At 70.1% G+C, this 19,573-nt stretch carries 20 protein-coding genes; 11 read left to right on the forward strand and 9 right to left on the reverse strand.

The genetic code is table 11. From position 1 onward, the window contains the following. Positions 1-33 precede the first annotated feature (33 nt). Positions 34-705: a PepSY domain-containing protein gene (locus tag ACFV20_RS28620; protein ID WP_385661476.1), complete on the reverse strand. Its 672-nt coding sequence runs from the start codon at positions 703-705 to the stop codon at positions 34-36. Positions 706-820: 115 nt separating this feature from the next. Between ACFV20_RS28620 and ACFV20_RS28625 the strand changes: the two genes are divergently transcribed. Then, positions 821-1,489, forward strand: a complete 669-nt coding sequence (locus ACFV20_RS28625; protein WP_385661479.1) for a response regulator transcription factor — start codon at positions 821-823, stop codon at positions 1,487-1,489. After that, positions 1,486-2,892: a sensor histidine kinase gene (locus tag ACFV20_RS28630; protein WP_385661482.1), complete on the forward strand. Its 1,407-nt coding sequence runs from the start codon at positions 1,486-1,488 to the stop codon at positions 2,890-2,892. The genes ACFV20_RS28625 and ACFV20_RS28630 overlap by 4 nt, the downstream gene beginning before the upstream one ends. Positions 2,893-2,902: 10 nt before the next feature. Here ACFV20_RS28630 and ACFV20_RS28635 read toward each other — a convergent pair whose 3' ends face one another. The 4 genes from ACFV20_RS28635 to ACFV20_RS28650 form a co-directional block, all read right to left on the reverse strand. Then, complete coding sequence (locus ACFV20_RS28635) at positions 2,903-3,379, reverse strand: MarR family winged helix-turn-helix transcriptional regulator (protein WP_234848111.1); 477 nt, start codon at positions 3,377-3,379, stop codon at positions 2,903-2,905. 116 nt (positions 3,380-3,495) lie between these two features. Then, positions 3,496-4,296: an AIM24 family protein gene (locus ACFV20_RS28640; protein ID WP_385661486.1), complete on the reverse strand. Its 801-nt coding sequence runs from the start codon at positions 4,294-4,296 to the stop codon at positions 3,496-3,498. Continuing rightward, positions 4,293-4,943 carry an AIM24 family protein gene (locus ACFV20_RS28645; protein WP_385661489.1) on the reverse strand — a complete coding sequence of 217 codons (651 nt, stop codon included), beginning with the start codon at positions 4,941-4,943 and terminating at the stop codon, positions 4,293-4,295. The genes ACFV20_RS28640 and ACFV20_RS28645 overlap by 4 nt, the downstream gene beginning before the upstream one ends. Before the next feature lies 1 nt (position 4,944). Beyond that, entirely contained in the window at positions 4,945-5,577 is a 633-nt protein-coding gene (locus tag ACFV20_RS28650) for an AIM24 family protein (RefSeq protein WP_102911820.1), read from the reverse strand. 169 nt (positions 5,578-5,746) lie between these two features. On the opposite strand from ACFV20_RS28650, the gene ACFV20_RS28655 reads away from it, so the two are divergent. From ACFV20_RS28655 to ACFV20_RS28675, 5 genes are all read left to right on the forward strand, one after another. After that, positions 5,747-6,091 carry a DUF3817 domain-containing protein gene (locus ACFV20_RS28655; RefSeq protein WP_385661492.1) on the forward strand — a complete coding sequence of 115 codons (345 nt, stop codon included), beginning with the start codon at positions 5,747-5,749 and terminating at the stop codon, positions 6,089-6,091. After that, a complete protein-coding gene (locus ACFV20_RS28660; RefSeq protein WP_385661494.1) occupies positions 6,088-6,381 on the forward strand; it encodes an MTH1187 family thiamine-binding protein in 294 nt (97 codons plus the stop codon). Before ACFV20_RS28655 ends, ACFV20_RS28660 begins: the two co-directional genes overlap by 4 nt. A gap of 85 nt (positions 6,382-6,466) precedes the next feature. Beyond that, positions 6,467-6,976 carry a MarR family winged helix-turn-helix transcriptional regulator gene (locus ACFV20_RS28665; protein WP_385661497.1) on the forward strand — a complete coding sequence of 170 codons (510 nt, stop codon included), beginning with the start codon at positions 6,467-6,469 and terminating at the stop codon, positions 6,974-6,976. A 43-nt stretch (positions 6,977-7,019) separates the two neighbouring features. Next, complete coding sequence (locus ACFV20_RS28670; protein WP_031105037.1) at positions 7,020-7,358, forward strand: DUF3817 domain-containing protein; 339 nt, start codon at positions 7,020-7,022, stop codon at positions 7,356-7,358. Positions 7,359-7,474: 116 nt separating this feature from the next. Then, entirely contained in the window at positions 7,475-9,175 is a 1,701-nt protein-coding gene (locus ACFV20_RS28675; RefSeq protein WP_385661501.1) for a methylmalonyl-CoA mutase, read from the forward strand. A 130-nt stretch (positions 9,176-9,305) separates the two neighbouring features. On the opposite strand, the gene ACFV20_RS28680 is transcribed toward ACFV20_RS28675, so the two are convergent. Beyond that, positions 9,306-9,917, reverse strand: coding sequence for a TetR/AcrR family transcriptional regulator (locus tag ACFV20_RS28680; protein ID WP_385661504.1), 612 nt, complete (start codon positions 9,915-9,917; stop codon positions 9,306-9,308). Between the two features lie 235 nt (positions 9,918-10,152). On the opposite strand from ACFV20_RS28680, the gene ACFV20_RS28685 reads away from it, so the two are divergent. The 4 genes from ACFV20_RS28685 to ACFV20_RS28700 all read left to right on the forward strand — a co-directional run bounded on the left by ACFV20_RS28685 (position 10,153) and on the right by ACFV20_RS28700 (position 14,462). Then, complete coding sequence (locus ACFV20_RS28685) at positions 10,153-11,127, forward strand: tetratricopeptide repeat protein (RefSeq protein WP_385661507.1); 975 nt, start codon at positions 10,153-10,155, stop codon at positions 11,125-11,127. A 621-nt stretch (positions 11,128-11,748) separates the two neighbouring features. Next, positions 11,749-12,381 (forward strand): DUF6230 family protein, encoded by a 633-nt coding sequence (locus ACFV20_RS28690; protein ID WP_190902637.1) that lies wholly within the window; start codon positions 11,749-11,751, stop codon positions 12,379-12,381. Between the two features lie 118 nt (positions 12,382-12,499). After that, positions 12,500-13,063: a DUF6114 domain-containing protein gene (locus tag ACFV20_RS28695; protein ID WP_385661511.1), complete on the forward strand. Its 564-nt coding sequence runs from the start codon at positions 12,500-12,502 to the stop codon at positions 13,061-13,063. Beyond that, positions 13,053-14,462 (forward strand): hypothetical protein, encoded by a 1,410-nt coding sequence (locus ACFV20_RS28700; protein ID WP_385661514.1) that lies wholly within the window; start codon positions 13,053-13,055, stop codon positions 14,460-14,462. The genes ACFV20_RS28695 and ACFV20_RS28700 overlap by 11 nt, the downstream gene beginning before the upstream one ends. 105 nt (positions 14,463-14,567) lie before the next feature. Here ACFV20_RS28700 and pyk read toward each other — a convergent pair whose 3' ends face one another. The 3 genes from pyk to pta all read right to left on the reverse strand — a co-directional run bounded on the left by pyk (position 14,568) and on the right by pta (position 19,383). Then, complete coding sequence (gene pyk, locus ACFV20_RS28705) at positions 14,568-15,995, reverse strand: pyruvate kinase (RefSeq protein WP_385661517.1); 1,428 nt, start codon at positions 15,993-15,995, stop codon at positions 14,568-14,570. Between the two features lie 74 nt (positions 15,996-16,069). Then, positions 16,070-17,284, reverse strand: coding sequence for an acetate kinase (locus ACFV20_RS28710; protein WP_385661520.1), 1,215 nt, complete (start codon positions 17,282-17,284; stop codon positions 16,070-16,072). Then, complete coding sequence (gene pta / locus ACFV20_RS28715; RefSeq protein ID WP_385661523.1) at positions 17,281-19,383, reverse strand: phosphate acetyltransferase; 2,103 nt, start codon at positions 19,381-19,383, stop codon at positions 17,281-17,283. Before pta ends, ACFV20_RS28710 begins: the two co-directional genes overlap by 4 nt. Positions 19,384-19,573: the final 190 nt, after the last annotated feature.

Consider the following 19,573-nt stretch of genomic DNA (forward strand, 5'->3'; position numbering starts at 1 on the left):
CGACGCCGGGGGGCGGAACGGGACGGTCGCCGGTCAGTCCTGGCCGTCCGTGTCGTCGTCCGTGTCATCGTCCTGGGCGTCGGAACGGTCCGGTGTGACCTTGGGCGATGTGAGGTCGATCTTCCAGTCCTGCTCGGTGCCGCCGGACGTGCGGGTCTCGGCCTCCCAGGACTTGTTCCTGCCGTCGTCCTCAAGGTCCACGGACGTCACCACGCCCTTGCCGGCGGCGGCCTTCGCGGCCTGCCCGGCCGTCACCGACGAGCCCTTCAGAGCCGCCCGCACCCGCGCGGTGTCGTCCTCGTCGTCGGTGTGGGAGCCGAGGACCTTGCCGCTGACGGGATCGACGCTGACGCTGTGCCAGACGTTGTCGCCCGACAGGACATCGACGTTCCAGACGACCTTGTCGCCGTTGTCCTCGTCGTCCCCGTCGTCCAGTTCGGCGGAGACGGCCGTGCCCGGCGTGTGCTTCAGCGCGGAGGCGATCGCCTCGGACGCCGTCACGTCCGCCGACACCTTCTTCTCGGCGTCGTCGTCCCGGTCGTCCCGGTCGTCCCGGTCGTCCCGGTCGTCGTCGTTCGACAGCTGGGTGGTGGCCGCCTGCCGCGCCGAGCCCTCGTCGTCTCCCGTGGTCGCGAGAGCCGTGGCCGTCCCGCCTCCGATCAGAGCGGCGGCGGTCACGGCGGCGATCACGATGTTGCGCTTCATGCGGTTCCTCCCGAGTCGTTTCGTTTTCGACGTCTTCGACTCTGGCCGACCGAGGCTGAGAGGAACCTGAAGGCCCCTGAAGGGATCTTCAGGTTCCCTTTGCCACTCTTGACGCATGCGCCTGTTGATCGTGGAGGACGAGAAACGGCTGGCCCTGTCGCTCGCCAAGGGGCTGACGGCCGAGGGGTACGCCGTGGACGTCGTCCACGACGGCCGCGAGGGCCTGTACCAGGCCTCGGAGGGCACGTACGACCTGGTCATCCTCGACATCATGCTGCCCGGCCTCAACGGCTACCGGGTCTGCGCCGCCCTGCGGGCCGCCGGACACGACGTGCCGATCCTGATGCTGACCGCCAAGGACGGCGAGTACGACGAGGCCGAGGGGCTCGACACCGGTGCGGACGACTACCTGACCAAGCCGTTCTCGTACGTCGTGCTCGTCGCCCGGGTCAAGGCTCTGCTGCGGCGGGGCGGGCAGGGGGCCGGGGCGTCGCCCGTGCAGGTGCACGGCGATCTGAAGGTGGACACCGCCGCGCGCCGGGTGTTCCTCGGCGAGGACGAGATCACCCTCACCGCCAAGGAGTTCTCCGTCCTGGAGCAGCTCGTGCTCCGGGCGGGCGAGGTGGTGTCCAAGTCCGAGATCCTGGAGCACGTGTGGGACTTCGCGTACGAGGGCGATCCCAACATCGTCGAGGTGTACGTCAGCACGCTGCGGCGCAAGCTGCGGGCGGGGCTGATCCGGACCGTGCGCGGGGCCGGGTACCGGCTGGAGACGTCGCCGTGAGGCGGCTGTTCGGGTCGGTCCGTGCGCGGGCCACGCTGGGAGCGACGCTCGTGGTCGCGGTGGCGCTCGTCGCCGCGGGCGCCGCCGTGCTGCTGTCGCTGCGGTCCAACCTGCTCGGCGAGGCCGGTACGCAGGCGGAGCGCTCCGCGCGGGCGGTCGCCGCCGAGCTCGCCGCCGGCACGCCGTACGACAAGCTCTCGGGGCTGGACGGCGACGACGGGCCCGTGCAGGTCGTCGACGAGCACGGGCGGCTGGTCGCGGCCAGCGAGGATCTGGAGCGGATCAGCGGCACCGGCACCGGGCAGGTGAAGCCGAGTCCGGCGGCACGTCCCACCGGCGATGACGACGACTCCGACGACGCGGGCGAGGCGCTGGAACCCGGCGAGATCTCCGGGGAGACCGTCTTCAGCAACGGGTCAGCGACGATCGACGGCGATGCGGAGGACTACCGCTTCGCCGCCGTCGAGGTGGAGACCCACGACCGGGGGCACCTCACGGTCCACGCCGGTTCCCCGCTGGCCGCCGAGCACGGGGCCGTGCGGACGGCGCTGACGGTGATGCTGATCGGTTTCCCGCTGCTGCTCGCCGTCGTCGCGGCCGTCACCTGGCTGGTCACCCGCAGGGCCCTGCGGCCCGTCGAGGGCATCCGGCGCGAGATGGCCGCGATCACCCACTCCGAGGACCTCGCCCGGCGCGTCCCGGAGCCGGACACGCACGACGAGATCGCCCGGCTCGCCAGCACCACCAACGAGACGCTCGCGGCGCTGGAGACGTCCGTGGAGCGGCAGCGGCGGTTCGTCGCCGACGCCTCCCACGAGCTGCGCAGCCCGATCGCCTCGCTGCGGACGCAGCTGGAGGTGGCCGCGGCCCATCCCGAGCTGCTGGACCTCCACGGGGCCGTGGAGGACACCGTCCGGCTCCAGCGGCTGGCGGCCGACCTGCTGCTGCTGGCCCGGCTCGACGCGGGGGAGCGGCCCAGTGACGCGCAGATCGACCTCGCGGCACTCGCCCGCGAGGAGGCCGAGGGGCGGACGGGTGTCATGGTGGACGCGGTGCCGGTGGAGGTGGCCGGGTCGCGGGGGCAGCTGGGGCGGGTGCTCGCCAATCTGCTGGACAACGCCCAGCGGCATGCCCGGTCGGCGGTGACGGTGACCGTGCGGCGGGAGGGCGACCGGGCCGTGGTCGGGGTGGCCGACGACGGTGACGGGGTGCCCGAGCACGACCGGGAGCGGATCTTCGAACGGTTCGTCCGGCTGGACGCCGCCCGCAGCCGCGACGACGGCGGTGCCGGACTGGGGCTCGCCATCGCCCGGGACGTCGCCCTCCGTCATGGCGGCACGCTCACGGCCGGGCGGGGGCCCGCAGGCGGAGCCCTGTTCGAACTCCGCCTGCCGCTCGTCTAGCGGACGCGGGTCACGGACGCCCGCGCTGGCCGCGCAGGTGCTCCGCGATGGGCTTGAGGCCCTTGTCGAGCTCGGCCAGGGCCTCGGGGGACAGCAGGTCGATGAAGTGCCTGCGCACGGACGCCACGTGGTGGGGCGCCACCTTCTGCATCGTCGCCATGCCGTGCTCGGTGAGGACCGCGTAGAGCCCCCGGCGGTCCGACTCGCAGTTCTCCCGCCGGACCAGGTTCGCGTTCTCCATGCGGGTGATCTGGTGCGAGAGGCGGCTCTTGGACTGGAGCGTGGCGGAGGCTAGGTCGCTCATCCGCATTCTCTGGTCGTCGGACTCGGAGAGATTCACCAGGATCTCGTAGTCGTTCATTGTCAGGCCGAACGGCTGCAGGTCCTTCTCGAGCTGGTACGTCAACAGCCTGTTGACCTCCAGGTGGGTGCGCCAAGCGCACTGCTCCGCATCGGTCAGCCAGCGGGTGGCCGTCTCGGTCTCCATGAATGAAGTCTACCTAAAATGTTGAAAGGCGAACTAGTGAGGGGTGGTGTGTGACGGCGCACGCCTGGCGAACAACCGTGCGCAGACGTTCGATGTCACACTCCGCAGACTACCGCTCACAGCCCGAAGCGACGCTGGAGGTCGCCCAGCTGTCCGGGAAGGCGCGGTACGCCGGACTGGCCCGCCTGGGGGCTGTGCGCCCCACCGCCGGGCACGCCGGCCTGATGCGGAACGGCCCCCGTGGCCTGCTCGGCCATCAGTGTCTCGGACGACTGCAGCAGCACCGTCCCGGCGCCGACGAACTCGAACTGGTGCTCCTCGCCGGAGGCGCCTCCCAGGCCCGTCAGCGCACGTAGACCGCCCATGACGCCGGTCATGTACCCGTGGTCGTAGTGGTGGCACGGGGAGGGGCAGTCCGCCCATCCGACCAGGGCCTGGGGGTCGACCCGGATCGGGGGTTCCATGAACACCACCGGTCCGTTGGACGCGGCCACGAACTTTCCGGTTCCGATGAGGGTCAGGAAACCCGGCACGATTGATTGCTTCAGTGCCAGAGTTGGCTGAAAAGCGAGGAGGTTGCCCGAGCGAATGGTCAGGTTGCCGTCCTCGAGGTCGTACGAATTGACGTCGAAGGCCCGGTCGGCGAGGAGCATCTTGCCCGAGCCCTCCGCCACCACCCAGTCGCTCGCGTGCAGTGGCGAATGGAAGGACGTGCGGACGAGACGGTCCAGCCGGCCGTGTCCGACGCCGTTGAAATCGATCGACCCGTAGTAGGCGATCATCTTCCCCTTCTGCAGGAACCACTGGCTCCCCTTGAGCTCCACGCAGAAGGTGTAGGGATTGACGTTGTCGTCCGGCGGCAGCGTCGCCGGGTCGAAGACGACGGGGCCGGCGCCCGGCGTTCCGTAGGTGCTCACAGCTTCTCCTCCGACGCCTGGACGTACACCGCACCGCTGCCGCTGAGCTCCAGCTGGAACGCCTCGCCCGAGCCGCGGCCCACCATGTCCCGCCAGCCCAGCGCCGTCGACAGCTTGTTGCGGACGTCGCCGTGGTGGGCGACGTAGGCCTGCGGGTCCACATGGACCGGGCGCTGCGGGCTGATCGGGATCTCGATGACACCGCCGTGGGCCATGACCGCGACGGCCCCGTGGCCCTTCAGCGTCGTCGTGAACAGCCCCTGGCCGCTCACCTGGCCGCGCACCATGCCCATGACGCCGCCCTGCGAGCCCAGGAACATCGTGCCCTGCTGGAGCGTGCCCTCGAAGGCCAGGAGGCGGTCCGCCTCGACGCAGAGCGTGTCGCCGGCGAGGCGGATCACCTGGACGTGGTGCCCGCCGTGCCCGAACAGGACCGTGCCGCTGCCCTCGACCGACATCAGGGGGGTGTCCTCGTTCGCCACCCGGCGGCCGATCATCGACATGATCCCGCCCTGGCCGCCCGCCATGTTGGGCGTGAAGGACACCTCGCCCTTGTACGCGAGCATCGCGCCGCGCTGACTGAACAGCCGCTGACCCGGCACGACCGTCGCCTCGACCATCTTCCCGTTGATCTCCCGGAAGGCCATGTCACACGTCTCCCGCGATCGTGTTCCGCTCGCTCGGCTGCACGTACACCAGCCCGTCACCCTCGAACCGCATCTGGAACGCCTCGCCGCCGCCCTCCCCGAGCAGCGTGCGGAACGTCACACCGGACTGGAAGGACTGCCGCAGGTTCCCCTGGTGCGCCACGTACGCCCCCGGGTCGACGGTCAGCGGGTACTGCGCGCTCACCCGCAGCACCACCGCCGGGCCGTCCGACATGATCGCCGCCTGGCCGTGGCCCTCGACGGTCGTCGTGAACAGCCCGTTGCCCTGCGAGGCGCCGCGCAGGCCGGTGAACTCCGTGCCCGTGCGCAGCCCGCCGTCGGTCGCGAGCAGGTTGCTCGACTCGACGTAGAGCTTGTCGCCCTGGACGCTGACCAGGTTGATCTCGGAGGCCCGGTCCGCGAACCAGCAGGTCCCCCGGCCCTTCACCTCCATCAACGTCATCTGCTCACCGGTCAGCCGCCGGGTCACCATCCCCCGGATCCCCTCGCCGCCGCCGCTGAGCTTCTTGAAGGCCATCTCGCCGTCGTACGCGACCATGGAGCCGTTCTTCGCCTTGACGGCGTCTCCGGTCATGTCGACGGCGAGCACCTTGCTGCTCTGAAGTCGGAACATCGCCACGCAGGTGAAGGTATCCGCAGGCCGGGTCCCTCGGACAGAGCCCGTGGGTGGAGAACGTCCCTGAGCGCACCCCTAGGGGCCGGGCGCCCGGGCGGTTTGCCACAATGGGCGGGACGCTTGTGCGCGTGTTCACAAACTGTTCCTCTCCCACCGAAGGTGACCCGTGGACCTCAAGACCGCCACCGCCATCCGCCGCCTCCGCCTGGTCTCGGCGCCCGAGGCGATCTCCTTCCTCCTCCTGCTGGTCTGCTCCGTACTGAAGCGGACCACGGACTTCAACGCCGTGCCGGTGATGGGCGCGGTGCACGGTGCGCTCTTCGTCCTGTACGTCATCTTCTGGGCGGACGCCTGGAACCGCGCGAAGTGGTCGCTGGGCACCGCCGGGCTGTACTTCGTCCTCTCCGTGCTGCCCGCCGGCGGCTTCTTCGCCGAGCGCCGGCTGCGCCGTGAGGCCGAGGACGCGGTCATCGCCTCCCGCGTGCGCAAGGAAGGCGTGGTGAACGCGTGATCGTCGCCTTCTCCGTGACGCCGCTGGGCGTCGGCGAGGACGTGGGGGAGTACGTCGCCGACGCCGTGCGGGTGGTGCGCGAGTCCGGCCTGCCGAACCGCACCGACGCGATGTTCACCGCCGTCGAGGGGGAGTGGGACGAGGTCATGGACGTCGTCCGGCGCGCGGTCGCCGCGGTCGAGCGACGCGCGCCCCGCGTCTCCCTCGTCCTCAAGGCGGACATCCGCCCCGGCGTGACGGACGGCCTCACGTCGAAGGTCGAGACCGTGGAACGGCACCTCGCCGAGTAGACGACGAGAGCGGCCCCGGCGCGTGGCCCGCCCGAAGGGCGAGACGGGGCTGACCACCATGTGACCGGCCGGTAAGGTCGGGTTCGTGCCGAAGCCGCTCAGTCTCTCCTTCGATCCGATCGCGCGCGCCGACGAACGCTGGAAGCAGCGCTGGGGAAACGTGCCGTCCATGGCCGCGATCACCTCGATCATGCGCGCCCAGCAGATCCTCCTCGCCGAGGTCGACGCGGTGGTCAGGCCGTACGGGCTGACGTTCGCGCGCTACGAGGCGCTGGTGCTGCTCACCTTCTCCAAGTCCGGCGAGCTGCCGATGTCCAAGATCGGTGAGCGGCTCATGGTGCACCCCACGTCCGTGACCAACACCGTGGACCGGCTGGTGAAGGCGGGCCTGGTCGGCAAGCGGCCCAACCCCAACGACGGTCGCGGCACCCTCGCCAGCATCACCGACAAGGGCCGCGAGGTCGTCGAGTCGGCCACCCGCGACCTGATGGCGATGGACTTCGGGCTCGGGGTGTACGACGCGGAGGAGTGCGCGGAGATCTTCGCGATGCTGCGGCCGCTGCGCGTCTCGGCGGGGGACTTCGAAGAGGAGTGACCCGGGGCAAGATCTCCCGGAACGGGTCGTTACGCTCGACGGCATGAAGAAGAGCGTGCTGACCCGCTACCGGGTCATGGCCTACGTCACCGGTGTGCTGCTCGTCGCGCTGACCCTCGGCATGATCGGCAAGTACGTCCTCGATCTGGGCGGCGCGGCTGACTTCACCCAGGTGGTCAGCATCGCGCACGGCTGGTTGTACGTCGTGTACCTGATTTTCGCCTTCGACCTCGGCTCCAAGGCGAAGTGGCCGGTCAAGAAGCAGCTGTGGGTGCTGCTCGCCGGCACGATCCCCACGGCCGCGTTCTTCGTGGAGCGCAGGATCAGCCACGAGCTGGAGGGCAGGCTCGCCGAGGACGCGCCCGCGCCCGTCAAGGCCTAGGCAGGCACCTCGCGGCCACCGCGCGCACCGGTGCGCGGCGGCCGTCTTCACCCGTTCGCCAGGTCACTCCCGTCAGCCATCGACATTTACTAGGACGTCCAAGTAAATTCGAGGGTATGGACGCTGACGCCATCGAGGAGGGCCGCCGCCGCTGGCAGGCCCGGTACGACGCCGCACGCAAGCGCGATGCCGACTTCACCACGCTCTCCGGCGACCCCGTGGAGCCGGTGTACGGGCCCCGGCCCGGTGACACCTACGAGGGGTTCGACCGGATCGGCTGGCCGGGGGAGTACCCCTTCACCCGGGGCCTGTACGCGACCGGCTACCGAGGGCGGACGTGGACCATCCGGCAGTTCGCCGGGTTCGGCAACGCCGAGCAGACCAACGAGCGCTACAAGATGATCCTCCGCAACGGCGGAGGCGGGCTCTCGGTCGCCTTCGACATGCCGACCCTCATGGGCCGCGACTCCGACGACCCGCGCTCTCTGGGCGAGGTCGGGCACTGCGGCGTCGCCATCGACTCGGCGGCCGACATGGAGGTCCTGTTCAAGGACATCCCGCTCGGCGACGTCACGACGTCGATGACCATCAGCGGTCCGGCCGTCCCCGTCTTCTGCATGTACCTGGTCGCCGCCGAACGGCAGGGCGTCGACCCGTCCGTCCTCAACGGCACGCTCCAGACGGACATCTTCAAGGAGTACATCGCCCAGAAGGAGTGGCTCTTCCAGCCCGAGCCGCACCTGCGGCTCATCGGCGACCTCATGGAGCACTGCGCGGCCGGCATCCCCGCCTACAAGCCGCTGTCCGTCTCCGGGTACCACATCCGCGAGGCCGGGGCGACGGCCGCGCAGGAGCTGGCGTACACGCTGGCGGACGGCTTCGGATACGTCGAGCTGGGCCTGTCGCGCGGGCTGGACGTGGACGTCTTCGCCCCCGGCCTGTCCTTCTTCTTCGACGCGCACGTCGACTTCTTCGAGGAGATCGCCAAGTTCCGCGCAGCCCGCCGGATCTGGGCCCGCTGGATGCGCGACGTCTACGGCGCGACGTCCGAGAAGGCCCAGTGGCTCCGCTTCCACACCCAGACCGCCGGCGTCTCCCTCACCGCGCAGCAGCCCTACAACAACGTCGTACGGACGGCCGTGGAGGCGCTGGCGGCCGTGCTCGGCGGGACGAACTCGCTGCACACCAACGCCCTCGACGAGACCCTCGCCCTGCCCAGCGAGCAGGCCGCGGAGATCGCGCTGCGCACGCAGCAGGTGCTGATGGAGGAGACCGGCGTCGCCAACGTGGCCGACCCGCTGGGCGGTTCCTGGTACATCGAGCAGCTCACCGACCGCATCGAGGCGGACGCGGAGAAGATCTTCGAGCAGATCAAGGAGCGCGGGCTGCGGGCGCACCCCGACGGCAAGCACCCCATCGGCCCGATCACCTCCGGGATCCTGCGCGGCATCGAGGACGGCTGGTTCACCGGCGAGATCGCCGAGTCCGCGTTCCGCTACCAGCAGGCGCTGGAGAAGGGCGACAAGCGGGTCGTCGGCGTCAACTGCCACGACGGGTCGGTCACCGGTGACCTGGAGATCCTGCGGGTCAGCCACGAGGTCGAGCGCGAGCAGGTCCGGGTGCTCGGCGGGCGCAAGGCGGCCCGTGACGACGCCGCGGTGCGCACCGCGCTCGACGCCATGCTGGCCGCCGCCCGCAGCGGCGCCAACATGATCGAGCCGATGCTGGACGCCGTCCGTGCGGAGGCGACGCTCGGCGAGATCTGCGGCGTGCTCCGCGACGAGTGGGGCGTGTACACGGAGCCGGCCGGCTTCTGAGGGGCTGCGACGGGGTGACGACCCCTACCCCACCACCCCCGTGACCCCGCGGGGGCGGACGGGATGACGACCCCTGCCCCGCCACCCCCGTGACAACACGGGGGCTACGCCCCCCGCAACAGCAGGGGGCCTAGGACCCCAGCCCCTGCAACAGCACCCTGGTGAAGCCGCGGACCCACTCCTCGTCGGCGGGTTCCGCGCTCACCAGGGTGCGGTGCACCACCGCACCCGCCACCATGTCGAAGATCAGGTCCACCGTGCGGGCGGCCGACTCGGGGTCCTCCTCCGCCGGGAGTTCGCCCCGCGCCTGGGCCCGGGCGCGGCCCTCCACGACCAGCCGCTTCTGCCGGTCGACCACAGAGGCGCGGATGCGTTCGCGCAGGACCTCGTCACGGGTGGCCTCCGCCACGACCGCCATCAGGCCGCTCCTCGCCTCCGGCAGGGCCAGGATCGCGGCGAACTGCAGCACGACGCCCTCGATGTCGGCGGCCAGCGAGCCGCAGTCGGGCAGCTCCAGCGCGTCGAACAGCTCGGCCACGGCGTCGACGACCAGTTCGTTCTTGCCCGCCCAGCGGCGGTAGAGCGTCGTCTTCGCGACCCCGGCGCGCGTCGCCACGTCTCCCAGGGTGAGCTTGGACCAGCCCAGCTCCACCAGCGCCTCACGGGTCGCGGCCAGGATCGCGGCGTCCGCCTCGGCGCTGCGCGGGCGCCCGGAACGGCCGGCTGGGCTGCGACTGTGCATGTCACGACGATAAACCGGCGGTTCCCGCACGGCCCCGTGAGGGAGATCACCGGGGGGCGGTGTCCCGGAGCCCCCGAGTGGCATTACGCTACGACTCGTAGCGAAAGCCCGTGAGGGACGTACACGGGCCTTGGCACACCAGGCGTGGGGTGGGGACCCGGCGCCAAGGGCACCGACCGGCCCTGCTTTCACACCGTTTTTCACACGCGCGCACCGTACGGGGGAGGATAGACGCATGCAGCCACGGAACATGTCCATGAGCGGAGTCGTCGACCTCGCCGCGGTGAAGGCGGCCCAGGAGGCCAAGGCGAAGGCGGAGCAGGCGCGCGCGCAAGCAGCCCGGGAGGGCGGGACGGGGGCGATCTCCCCGGCCGATCTCGTCATCGACGTCGACGAGGCGGGATTCGAGAGGGACGTCCTGCAGCGTTCCGCCGAAGTGCCCGTCGTCATCGACTTCTGGGCCGAATGGTGTGAGCCCTGCAAGCAGCTCAGCCCGGTCCTGGAGCGTCTGGCCGTCGAGTACAACGGCCGCTTCCTGCTCGCCAAGATCGACGTCGACGCCAACCAGATGCTGATGCAGCAGTTCGGCATCCAGGGAATCCCCGCGGTGTTCGCGGTCGTCGCGGGGCAGGCTCTGCCGCTCTTCCAGGGGGCGGCGGGCGAGGCCCAGATCCGGCAGACCCTCGACCAGCTGGTGCAGGTCGGTGAGCAGCGCTTCGGCCTGACCGGCCTCACCGTCGACCCCGAGGCCGAGCCGGGCGGTGCCCAGGCGGCCCCGGAGCGGCCGGCCGGCCCTCACGACGGTCTCCTGGAGGCCGCCGTGCAGGCGCTGGACTCGGGCGATCTGTCCGGTGCCGTCCAGGCGTACAAGAACGTGCTGAACGAGGACCCGGGCAACGAGGAGGCCAAGCTGGGTCTCGCGCAGGCCGAGTTGCTCCAGCGGGTGCAGGGCGTCGACCCGCAGCAGGTGCGCCGGGACGCGGCCGACAAGCCGGCCGACGTGCAGGCGCAGATCGCCGCGGCCGACCTGGATCTGGTGGGCGGCCACGTCGAGGACGCGTTCGGCCGGCTGATCGAGACCGTGCAGCGCACGGTGGGTGACGACCGGGACACCGTACGCGTGCGGCTGCTGGAGCTGTTCGAGGTCGTCGGCCCCGACGACCCCCGCGTGATCGCGGCCCGCAGGGCCCTGGCGCGCGCCCTGTTCTGACCAGTCGTTAAACACGCGGGCATGTGGTGCCCGCGTGAAAACTTCGCCGAGAACAGGTCACTGCGGCCGCGCTTTACCAAATCTTGGTAATCGCGGCCGCTGTTACTACGAGTAAGTCACAGCCGCTGATCTGTCGGATTCTGTCCATCGATCAACAGCTTTGTACCGCCGCCCGGCGCCACCCTGAGTCGCCGACCGAGACCGATGGGTCGTTGTTCGGTTATCCGGCCGTTACTAGCGAGTAACGAACCCCCTTGTGCGGGCGGCGAGAATGCACCACGATCGGCCACGCTCGGTCCATTCCCGTACCCCGGCAGCCGGTTGGGTCGCGGGACAACCTGGGTCCCCACCGAGCAGAGCCGGCGGCAGTGGCGCCGGCTCTTGGACAGGGGGGTCTTCGCCCTTCCGGCGAAGCCTGTCCAGCAGGGTTGTGCGTGATGCGTGTCAGGCGCGACCAGTGGTTGTCGCTCGGGGGTGATCGCCGGTGATTCGGGCGCAGTTGCGCCGCCGAGTGCAGGCGCTCTCCTTCCCGAGGACGTAGCACTTCTCCCATCCCTGCCCGGCTGAGCCGCCAATCGGGGCGAGCCAGGACAGGAGATGTACGTCCGAGAAGGAGGAAATATGGAGTCCCAGGTGCGTGGCGGGACCAGATGGAAGCGGTTCGCTGTGGTCATGGTGCCCAGCGTCGCCGCCACGGCTGCGATAGGTGTCGCCCTCGCGCAGGGCGCTCTCGCCGCGTCGTTCAGTGTCTCCGGGCAGTCGTTCAAGGTCACGACCGACCAGCTCGTCGGCACGGGCTTCTCGCAGTACGGCGCCCTCGACGAGGGTTACACGATGGACGGCAAGAAGGCCGTCCACCCGGTCGCCGTCTCGTCGTTCAAGCAGGCGACGATCAAGAACCTGTGCCAGTCGGTCGTCACCCCGAACATTCCGGTGCTCGGGAACGTCAGCCTGATCCTGCGTGCGGGTCAGGGTGCGAAGCCGGTGGAGGCCCAGAACCTCTACATCGACGTCGCCGACCTCAGCGCCGATGCGACGTTCGAGAACATCGACATCGGTGTGGCGGCCAAGGACGCCAACAAGGGTCCGGCCATGCGGAAGGGCGAGTCGGCCAACCCGTACGGCTTCGCCCAGCAGGCGGACAAGGCGACCCTGACCGACGTGAAGCAGACGGCGTGGGCGACCACCGCCGGAACCTTCAAGCTCAGCGGCCTGAAGATGTCGCTGTCGACGGGTGTCAAGGAGTGCTACTAAGCACTCGATGACGGGCGGGGGAGCCGGTGGCGCCCCCGCCCGTCCACCTTCCGGCCGCGTCTTCACGCGCGGTCCACATCACCACCACAGCAACGCTGTACCAGGGAGCTGTTTTTCCATGAGCGCCGAGTCTCCTGCCGCCACCGGCCAGTTCACCGTCCGGAGGCAGCAGTTCCGCGCCTGGCGGGGTGAGCGGCCGTTCTGGGCCGGGCTGTTGGTCCTCCTCAGCGGACTGCCCATCGCCTACTTCCCGTACGCGAACCTCCAGATCGGTCATCTGACGCTGGCGATGGCGACCACCGCGGGTGCCGGGTCCCTGATCATCGGCGTGCTGCTCGTCGTACTGGGCGTCAGCCTCTGGTTCCAGAAGCACGTCCGCGTCTTCGCGGGAGTCGCGGCGATCCTGCTGGCGCTGGTGTCCATCCCCGTGTCCAACCTCGGCGGCTTCCTCATCGGTTTCCTCCTGGCCCTCGTGGGCGGGGCGATGGCCGTGGCGTGGGCGCCGGGCGCACCGTCCGCGGGACAGCCCGCCGCCACGGCCGGCACGGGAGTCGACGGGGCTCCCCAGGCCAAGGACCACGACACCGCGATGCTGCGGCCGGTGGACGGGGTGGACGAGCCGAACGATCTGTCAGGAACGAACCCGGCCAACGGGGCGAACGGGAGGCACAGTGCCGGCTGACGAGGTGACCCACGGGGCAGATGTGGAGGCGTCCCGTGTGAGAACCGGGCCGCGCCACGCGGCACCCAAGAAGCCGCTGTTCACCAGGTTCAACAGGCCGGCCGGCAAGGCGATAGCCATGGCGGCGATGCCGACGGCGGTGCTCATGGGCATGGGCTTCACGTCGACGCTCGCGATAGCCGACAGCAACAACCCGGCGGCGCCGACCTCCAAGAGCCTGACGGTCGACGAGTACAAGGACTGTGTGGCGGCCCTCGAGGACGCCGACAAGGGCTCCAAGGACTCCAAGGACTCCGAGGACTCCAAGGACTCCAAGGACGACGCGTCCGCGTCGCCCACGCCGTCCCCCTCGGCCAGCGACGACGCGACGGACGAGAAGGACGACCAGGGCGAGACCGCCCCGAAGCCGTCCCCCTCGGGTGGTTCGGAGGCGAACAACGGCGGTTCCTCTTCGTCGGATTCAGGTTCCGACGACGAGGCCGAGCCGAAGCCGGCCCCGTCCACCGGCGCGCCCGCCACGGGCGGCGGCGACGCGGCCGCCACCCCGTCCCCCTCGCCGTCCGAGAGCGGCGGCGGCATCCTGGAGGGCATCGGCGACGCGATCGGCGGCATCCTCACGGGTGGGAAGGGCGAGGACGGGGCGAGCCCCAGCCCGACCCCGTCCGCCACGGCGTCCGAGAGCACCGAGAAGCCGGCCGAGGACGCCTCGGACGCCGGGCAGGACACGGCCGACAAGGCCGCCGGCACGGTCGAGGACGCCGTCGAGGACACCACCGGCAAGGCGTCCGACACGGTGAAGGACACCGGCAAGACGGTGGAGGACACCACCAAGGCCGTCGAGAAGGCGGCCGAGGACGCGGCGGAGAAGGCGAAGGAGGCCACCGCCTCGCCCAGCCCCTCTCCGAGCGCCACCACGGACGCCGACGACTGCCCGGCCGCCACCGACGCCGAGGGCGGCGTCGACAACAAGGTGCCGCTGCCGGACGACCCGTGGTTCCTCAACGCCAGCTCGCTGACGCTGAAGGGCGCCGACTACAAGGGCGTCGTCGAGGTGCGCACCGCCAACGGCACCGTCAAGAAGGTGCTCAAGTACGTCATATCCGGCGGCACCGACATCGGCGACCTGCACCAGACCGTCAAGGACAAGCAGTCCGGCAAGACCTACCACGTGCAGGCGGCCAAGGGCTCGACGTCCACGATCCGCGACGGCGACACCGTGATGTACACGGAGAGCATCTCCGGCAACCTGCTCGGGCTCATACCGATCACGTTCGACCCGGAGCACCCGCCGCCGCTGAACATCCCGCTGATCTACTTCACCAACGTGAAGGTCCAGCAGGCCGGCCAGTTCGGCGGCACCCTCCATGTGCCGGGGCTGCACAACTTCGTCACCGACTGAGCGCCCCTGAGAGCCCGTTCGGGAGCCGCACACGCCGAGGGCGCCCCCTGGAATCCAGGGGGCGCCCTCGGTGCCGTACACGGGCCTTCACGGCCCCTGCCGAGTTCAGCCCTTGGCCTCGCCCAGGTGGTGGACCCGCACCATGTTGGTGGTGCCGGGCACACCGGGGGGCGAGCCGGCGGTGATGACCACGATGTCGCCGTCGTTGAAGCGGTTCAGCTTCACCAGCTCCTGCTCGACGAGGTCGACCATCTCGTCGGTGCTGTTCACGAACGGCACCACGTACGGCTCGACGCCCCAGCTGAGCGCCATCTGGTTGCGGGTGCCCTCGTCGGTGGTGAAGGCGATGATCGGCTGCTGCGCGCGGTAGCGGGACAGCCGGCGGGCGGTGTCGCCGGACTGGGTGAAGGCCACCAGGCCCCGGCCGCCGAGGAAGTCGGCGATCTCGCACGCCGCCCGGGCCACCGAACCGCCCTGGGTGCGCGGCTTCTTGCCCGGGACGAGCGGCTGCAGGCCCTTGGAGAGCAGCTCCTGCTCGGCCGCGGTGACGATCTTCGACATCGTCTTGACCGTCTCGATCGGGTACGCGCCCACGCTCGACTCGGCGGACAGCATGACCGCGTCGGCGCCGTCCAGGATCGCGTTGGCCACGTCGGAGGCCTCGGCGCGGGTCGGACGGGAGTTGGTGATCATCGACTCCATCATCTGGGTCGCCACGATCACCGGCTTGGCGTTGCGCCGGCACAGCTCGATCAGGCGCTTCTGCACTATGGGGACCTTCTCGAGCGGGTACTCGACGGCCAGGTCACCGCGGGCGACCATCACACCGTCGAACGCCATCACGACGTCCTCCATGTTCTGCACCGCCTGCGGCTTCTCCACCTTGGCGATGACGGGGACGCGGCGGCCCTCCTCGTCCATGACGCGGTGCACGTCGTGGACGTCCTTGGCGTCCCGGACGAAGGACAGCGCGACCAGGTCGCAGCCCATCCGGAGGGCGAAGCGGAGGTCCTCGATGTCCTTCTCGGACAGCGCGGGCACGTTGACGGCCGCGCCGGGCAGGTTGATGCCCTTGTGGTCGGAGATGACGCCGCCCTCGATGACGATCGTCCTCACCCGGGAGCCCTCGACCTTGGTGACCTTCAGCTCGACGTTGCCGTCGTTGATGAGGATCGGGTCGCCCTTGCTGACATCGCCGGGCAGACCCTTGTAGGTCGTCCCGCAGATCGTCTTGTCGCCCGGGACGTCCTCGGTGGTGATGGTGAACTCGTCACCGCGCACCAGCTCCACGGGGCCCTCGGCGAAGGTCCCCAGACGGATCTTCGGGCCCTGGAGGTCGGCGAGGACACCGATGGCCCGGCCGGTCTCCTTGGCGGCGGCACGGACCCGGTCGTACCGGCCCTGGTGCTCGGAGTGCGAGCCGTGGCTGAAGTTGAAGCGGGCCACGTTCATGCCGGCTTCGATCAACGCGACAAGCTGATCGTGGGAGTCGACCGCGGGGCCGAGAGTACAGACGATTTTCGAACGGCGCATGGGGGCGATCCTATCGGTTTGTTTCGCACGGGAATATTCCGTCTGGCGGAAAATACAAAAGGGCGCGATGCCGCTCAGGTGTGATTCCCCGAACCAATTACCAGCGCGTAGGTCTGTGTCGCGATCTCCAATTCCTCGTCAGTGGGCACCACCGCCACCGCGACCCGGGCGCCCTCGGGCGAGATCAGCCGCGCCTCCTCGCTGCGTACGGCGTTGCGCTCACCGTCCACCGCAAGGCCCAGCTCCTCCAGCCCCGCCAGGGCGGCCGCCCGCACAGGAGCCGCGTTCTCGCCCACACCGGCGGTGAAGGCGACCGCGTCCACCCGTCCGAGGACGGCGTAATAGGCACCGATGTACTTCTTCAGCCGGTGAATGTAGATGTCGAACGCCAGCTCCGCCTGCTGGTCGCCCTCGTCCACACGGCGGCGGATCTCCCGCATGTCGTTGTCACCGCACAGACCGATCAGACCGCTCTTCTTGTTGAGAAGAGTGTCGATCTCGTCGGCGGACATTCCGCCAACACGCATCAAATGGAAGATGACGGCCGGGTCCATGTCTCCGGAGCGCGTACCCATCACGAGCCCCTCCAAAGGCGTCAGCCCCATGGAGGTGTCCACGCAACGGCCGCCCCGCACGGCCGAGGCGGACGCCCCGTTGCCCAGGTGCAGCACGATCACGTTCGTCTCGGCCGGGTCCTTGCCCAGCAGCTCGGCGGTGGCCCGGGAGACGTACGCGTGGGAGGTGCCGTGGAAACCGTAGCGGCGGATGCGGTGCTCGTCGGCGGTCTTGACGTCGATCGCGTACCGGGCGGCCAACTCCGGCATCGTGGTGTGGAACGCGGTGTCGAAGACGGCGACCTGCGGCAGATCCGGCCGCAGCACCTGAGCCGTGCGGATCCCGGTGAGGTTGGCCGGGTTGTGCAGCGGGGCCACCGGGATGAGCCGCTCGATCTCGGCGAGCACGGCGTCGTCGACGACGGTCGGCTCGGTGAAGAACTTCCCGCCGTGCACCACCCGGTGCCCGATCGCGGCCAGTTCGGGGGAGTCCAGGCCCAGGCCGTCCTTGGCGAGCTCCTCGGCCACGGACTTCAGGGCGGCGTCGTGGTCGGCGATCGCACCGCCGCGTTCCCGGCTCTCACCGCCGGCCGGGGTGTGCTTCAGCCGGGACGTCTGCTCGCCGATGCGCTCCACCAGGCCCACCGCGAGCCGGCTGCTGTCACGCATGTCGAGCAGCTGGTACTTCACCGACGAGGAGCCGGAGTTGAGGACGAGGACACGGGTGGGGCTCACTGGGCGGTTGCCTTCTCGCTCGGGGACGGGGCGGGGGACTGGGCCTGGATCGCGGTGATGGCGACCGTGTTGACGATGTCCTGGACGAGGGCGCCCCGGGACAGGTCGTTGACCGGCTTGCGCAGACCCTGCAGCACCGGGCCGACGGCGATCGCGCCGGCCGAGCGCTGCACGGCCTTGTAGGTGTTGTTGCCGGTGTTCAGGTCGGGGAAGATCAGCACGCTCGCCTGCCCGGCGACCTCGGAACCGGGCAGCTTGGTCGCCGCGACCGACGGCTCCACGGCGGCGTCGTACTGGATCGGGCCCTCGATCTTCAGGTCGGGGCGGCGGGAGCGGACCAGCTCGGTGGCCTCGCGGACCTTGTCGACATCGGCGCCGGAGCCGGAGGTGCCGGTGGAGTACGACAGCATCGCGATCCGCGGCTCCACGCCGAACTGCTCGGCCGTGGTCGCCGACTGGATGGCGATGTCCGCGAGCTGCTCGGCGTTCGGGTCCGGGTTGACCGCGCAGTCGCCGTAGACGAGGACCTTGTCGGCCAGGCACATGAAGAACACGGACGAGACGATGTCGGCGTCCGGCTTGGTCTTGATGATCTCGAAGGCCGGGCGGATGGTCGCGGCCGTGGAGTGCACCGAGCCCGAGACCATGCCGTCGGCGAGGCCCTCCTGGACCATCAGCGTGCCGAAGTAGTTCACGTCGGAGACCACGTCGTAGGCCAGCTCCACGGTGACGCCCCGGTGGGCGCGCAGGGCCGCGTACTGCTCGGCGAAGGTGTCCCGCAGCTCGGAGGCCGCCGGGTCGATCAGCTGGGACTCGCCGAGGTCGATGCCGAGGTCGGCGGCCTTCTTGCGGATCTGGTCGACCGGCCCGAGCAACGTCAGCTCGCACACGCCCCGGCGCAGCAGCACCTCGGCGGCGTGCAGCACCCGTTCCTCCGTGCCCTCGGGCAGGACGACCCGGCGCAGGTCGGAGCGGGCCTGCTCCAGCAGCTTGTGCTCGAACATCATCGGTGTGACGCGGTCGCTGCTCGGCGCCGAGACCCGGCGGGCGAGGTCGGCGGTGTCGGCGTACCGCTCGAACAGGCCGAGGGCCCGCTCCGCCTTGCGCGGGGTCGCCGCGTTCAGCTTGCCCTCCAGGGAGAACAGCTGCTCGGCGGTGGGGAAGCTGGTGCCGGCCACCGACAGCACCGGGGTGCCGGGGGCGAGGCGGTCGGCGAGGGTGAGGATGTGCTCGCCGGGCACCTCGTCCAGGGTGAGCAGCACGCCCGCTATCGGCGGGGTGCCGGCGCTGTGCGAGGCGAGCGCGCCGACGACCAGGTCGGAGCGGTCGCCCGGGGTGACCACGAGGCAGCCCGGGGTCAGGGCGCTCAGGAAGTTCGGCAGCATCGCCCCGCCGAAGACGAAGCCGAGCACGTCCCGCGCGAGCCCCGAGTCGTCGCCCAGCACCACCTTGGCGCCCAGGGCCTGGCCGATCTGCGAGACGGTCGGCGCGGACAGCGCGGGCTCGTCGGGCAGCACGTAACAGGGCACCGGCAGCCGGGAGTCGAGCTGCCCGGCGATCTCGTCGCGGTCCTCTCGGGCCACCCGGTTGGCGACCATGGCCAGCACGTCGCAGCCCAGGGTGTCGTAGGCGCGGTAGGCGTTGCGCGTCTCGGCGAGCACGGACTCGACGGTCTGCTTGCGGCCCCCGACGACGGGGATGACGGACGCGCCGAACTCGTTCGCCAGCCGGGCGTTGAGCGACAGCTCGTCGGGCAGCTGCGTGCCGGCGTAGTCGGTGCCGAGGACCAGTACGACGTCGTAGTCCCGGGCGACCAGGTGGAAGCGGTCGACGAGGGTGGACACCAGCTCGTCCGTGCCGGCCTCGGCCTGGAGGGCGGACGCCTCGTGGTAGTCCATGCCGTAGACCGTCGAGGGGTCCTGCGTGAGGCGGTAGCGGGCGCGCAGCAGCTCGAAGAGGCGGTCGGGCCCGTCGTGGACCAGGGGGCGGAACACGCCGACCCGGTCGACCTGCCGGGTGAGGAGCTCCATGACCCCCAGTTCGACGACCTGGCGTCCGTCGCCGCGGTCGATGCCGGTCACGTACACACTGCGGGTCACGCGCGCTCTCCGTTCGTCTCGGATGGGGGTACGCCTCTCACCCACTGCTGTCCAGCCAGGGGCACAAAAATCGCCCACCGAGGTGAGCAGAACCCTCTTGACAATACCTCTGCCGCTGGATATGGCGCCCGTCAGGCCGGGGTGCCCCAGCGGGTCGTGGAGCGTGAAACAATCGGCAGTGGCTCACCGG

This window comes from Streptomyces sp. NPDC059696, from assembly GCF_042733745.1.
In the GTDB taxonomy this organism is placed as follows: Bacteria; Actinomycetota; Actinomycetes; order Streptomycetales; family Streptomycetaceae; genus Streptomyces.

Coding starts and splice junctions, on each gene's coding strand:
- ACFV20_RS28620 (WP_385661476.1), bottom strand. CDS start 705: ATGAAGCGCAACATCGTGATCGCCGCCGTGACCGCCGCCGCTCTGATC.
- ACFV20_RS28625 (WP_385661479.1), top strand. CDS start 821: ATGCGCCTGTTGATCGTGGAGGACGAGAAACGGCTGGCCCTGTCGCTC.
- ACFV20_RS28635 (WP_234848111.1), bottom strand. CDS start 3,379: ATGGAGACCGAGACGGCCACCCGCTGGCTGACCGATGCGGAGCAGTGC.
- ACFV20_RS28645 (WP_385661489.1), bottom strand. CDS start 4,943: ATGGCCTTCCGGGAGATCAACGGGAAGATGGTCGAGGCGACGGTCGTG.
- ACFV20_RS28650 (WP_102911820.1), bottom strand. CDS start 5,577: ATGTTCCGACTTCAGAGCAGCAAGGTGCTCGCCGTCGACATGACCGGA.
- ACFV20_RS28670 (WP_031105037.1), top strand. CDS start 7,020: ATGAAGAAGAGCGTGCTGACCCGCTACCGGGTCATGGCCTACGTCACC.
- ACFV20_RS28675 (WP_385661501.1), top strand. CDS start 7,475: ATGGACGCTGACGCCATCGAGGAGGGCCGCCGCCGCTGGCAGGCCCGG.
- ACFV20_RS28680 (WP_385661504.1), bottom strand. CDS start 9,917: ATGCACAGTCGCAGCCCAGCCGGCCGTTCCGGGCGCCCGCGCAGCGCC.
- ACFV20_RS28685 (WP_385661507.1), top strand. CDS start 10,153: ATGCAGCCACGGAACATGTCCATGAGCGGAGTCGTCGACCTCGCCGCG.
- ACFV20_RS28690 (WP_190902637.1), top strand. CDS start 11,749: ATGGAGTCCCAGGTGCGTGGCGGGACCAGATGGAAGCGGTTCGCTGTG.
- ACFV20_RS28695 (WP_385661511.1), top strand. CDS start 12,500: ATGAGCGCCGAGTCTCCTGCCGCCACCGGCCAGTTCACCGTCCGGAGG.
- pyk (WP_385661517.1), bottom strand. CDS start 15,995: ATGCGCCGTTCGAAAATCGTCTGTACTCTCGGCCCCGCGGTCGACTCC.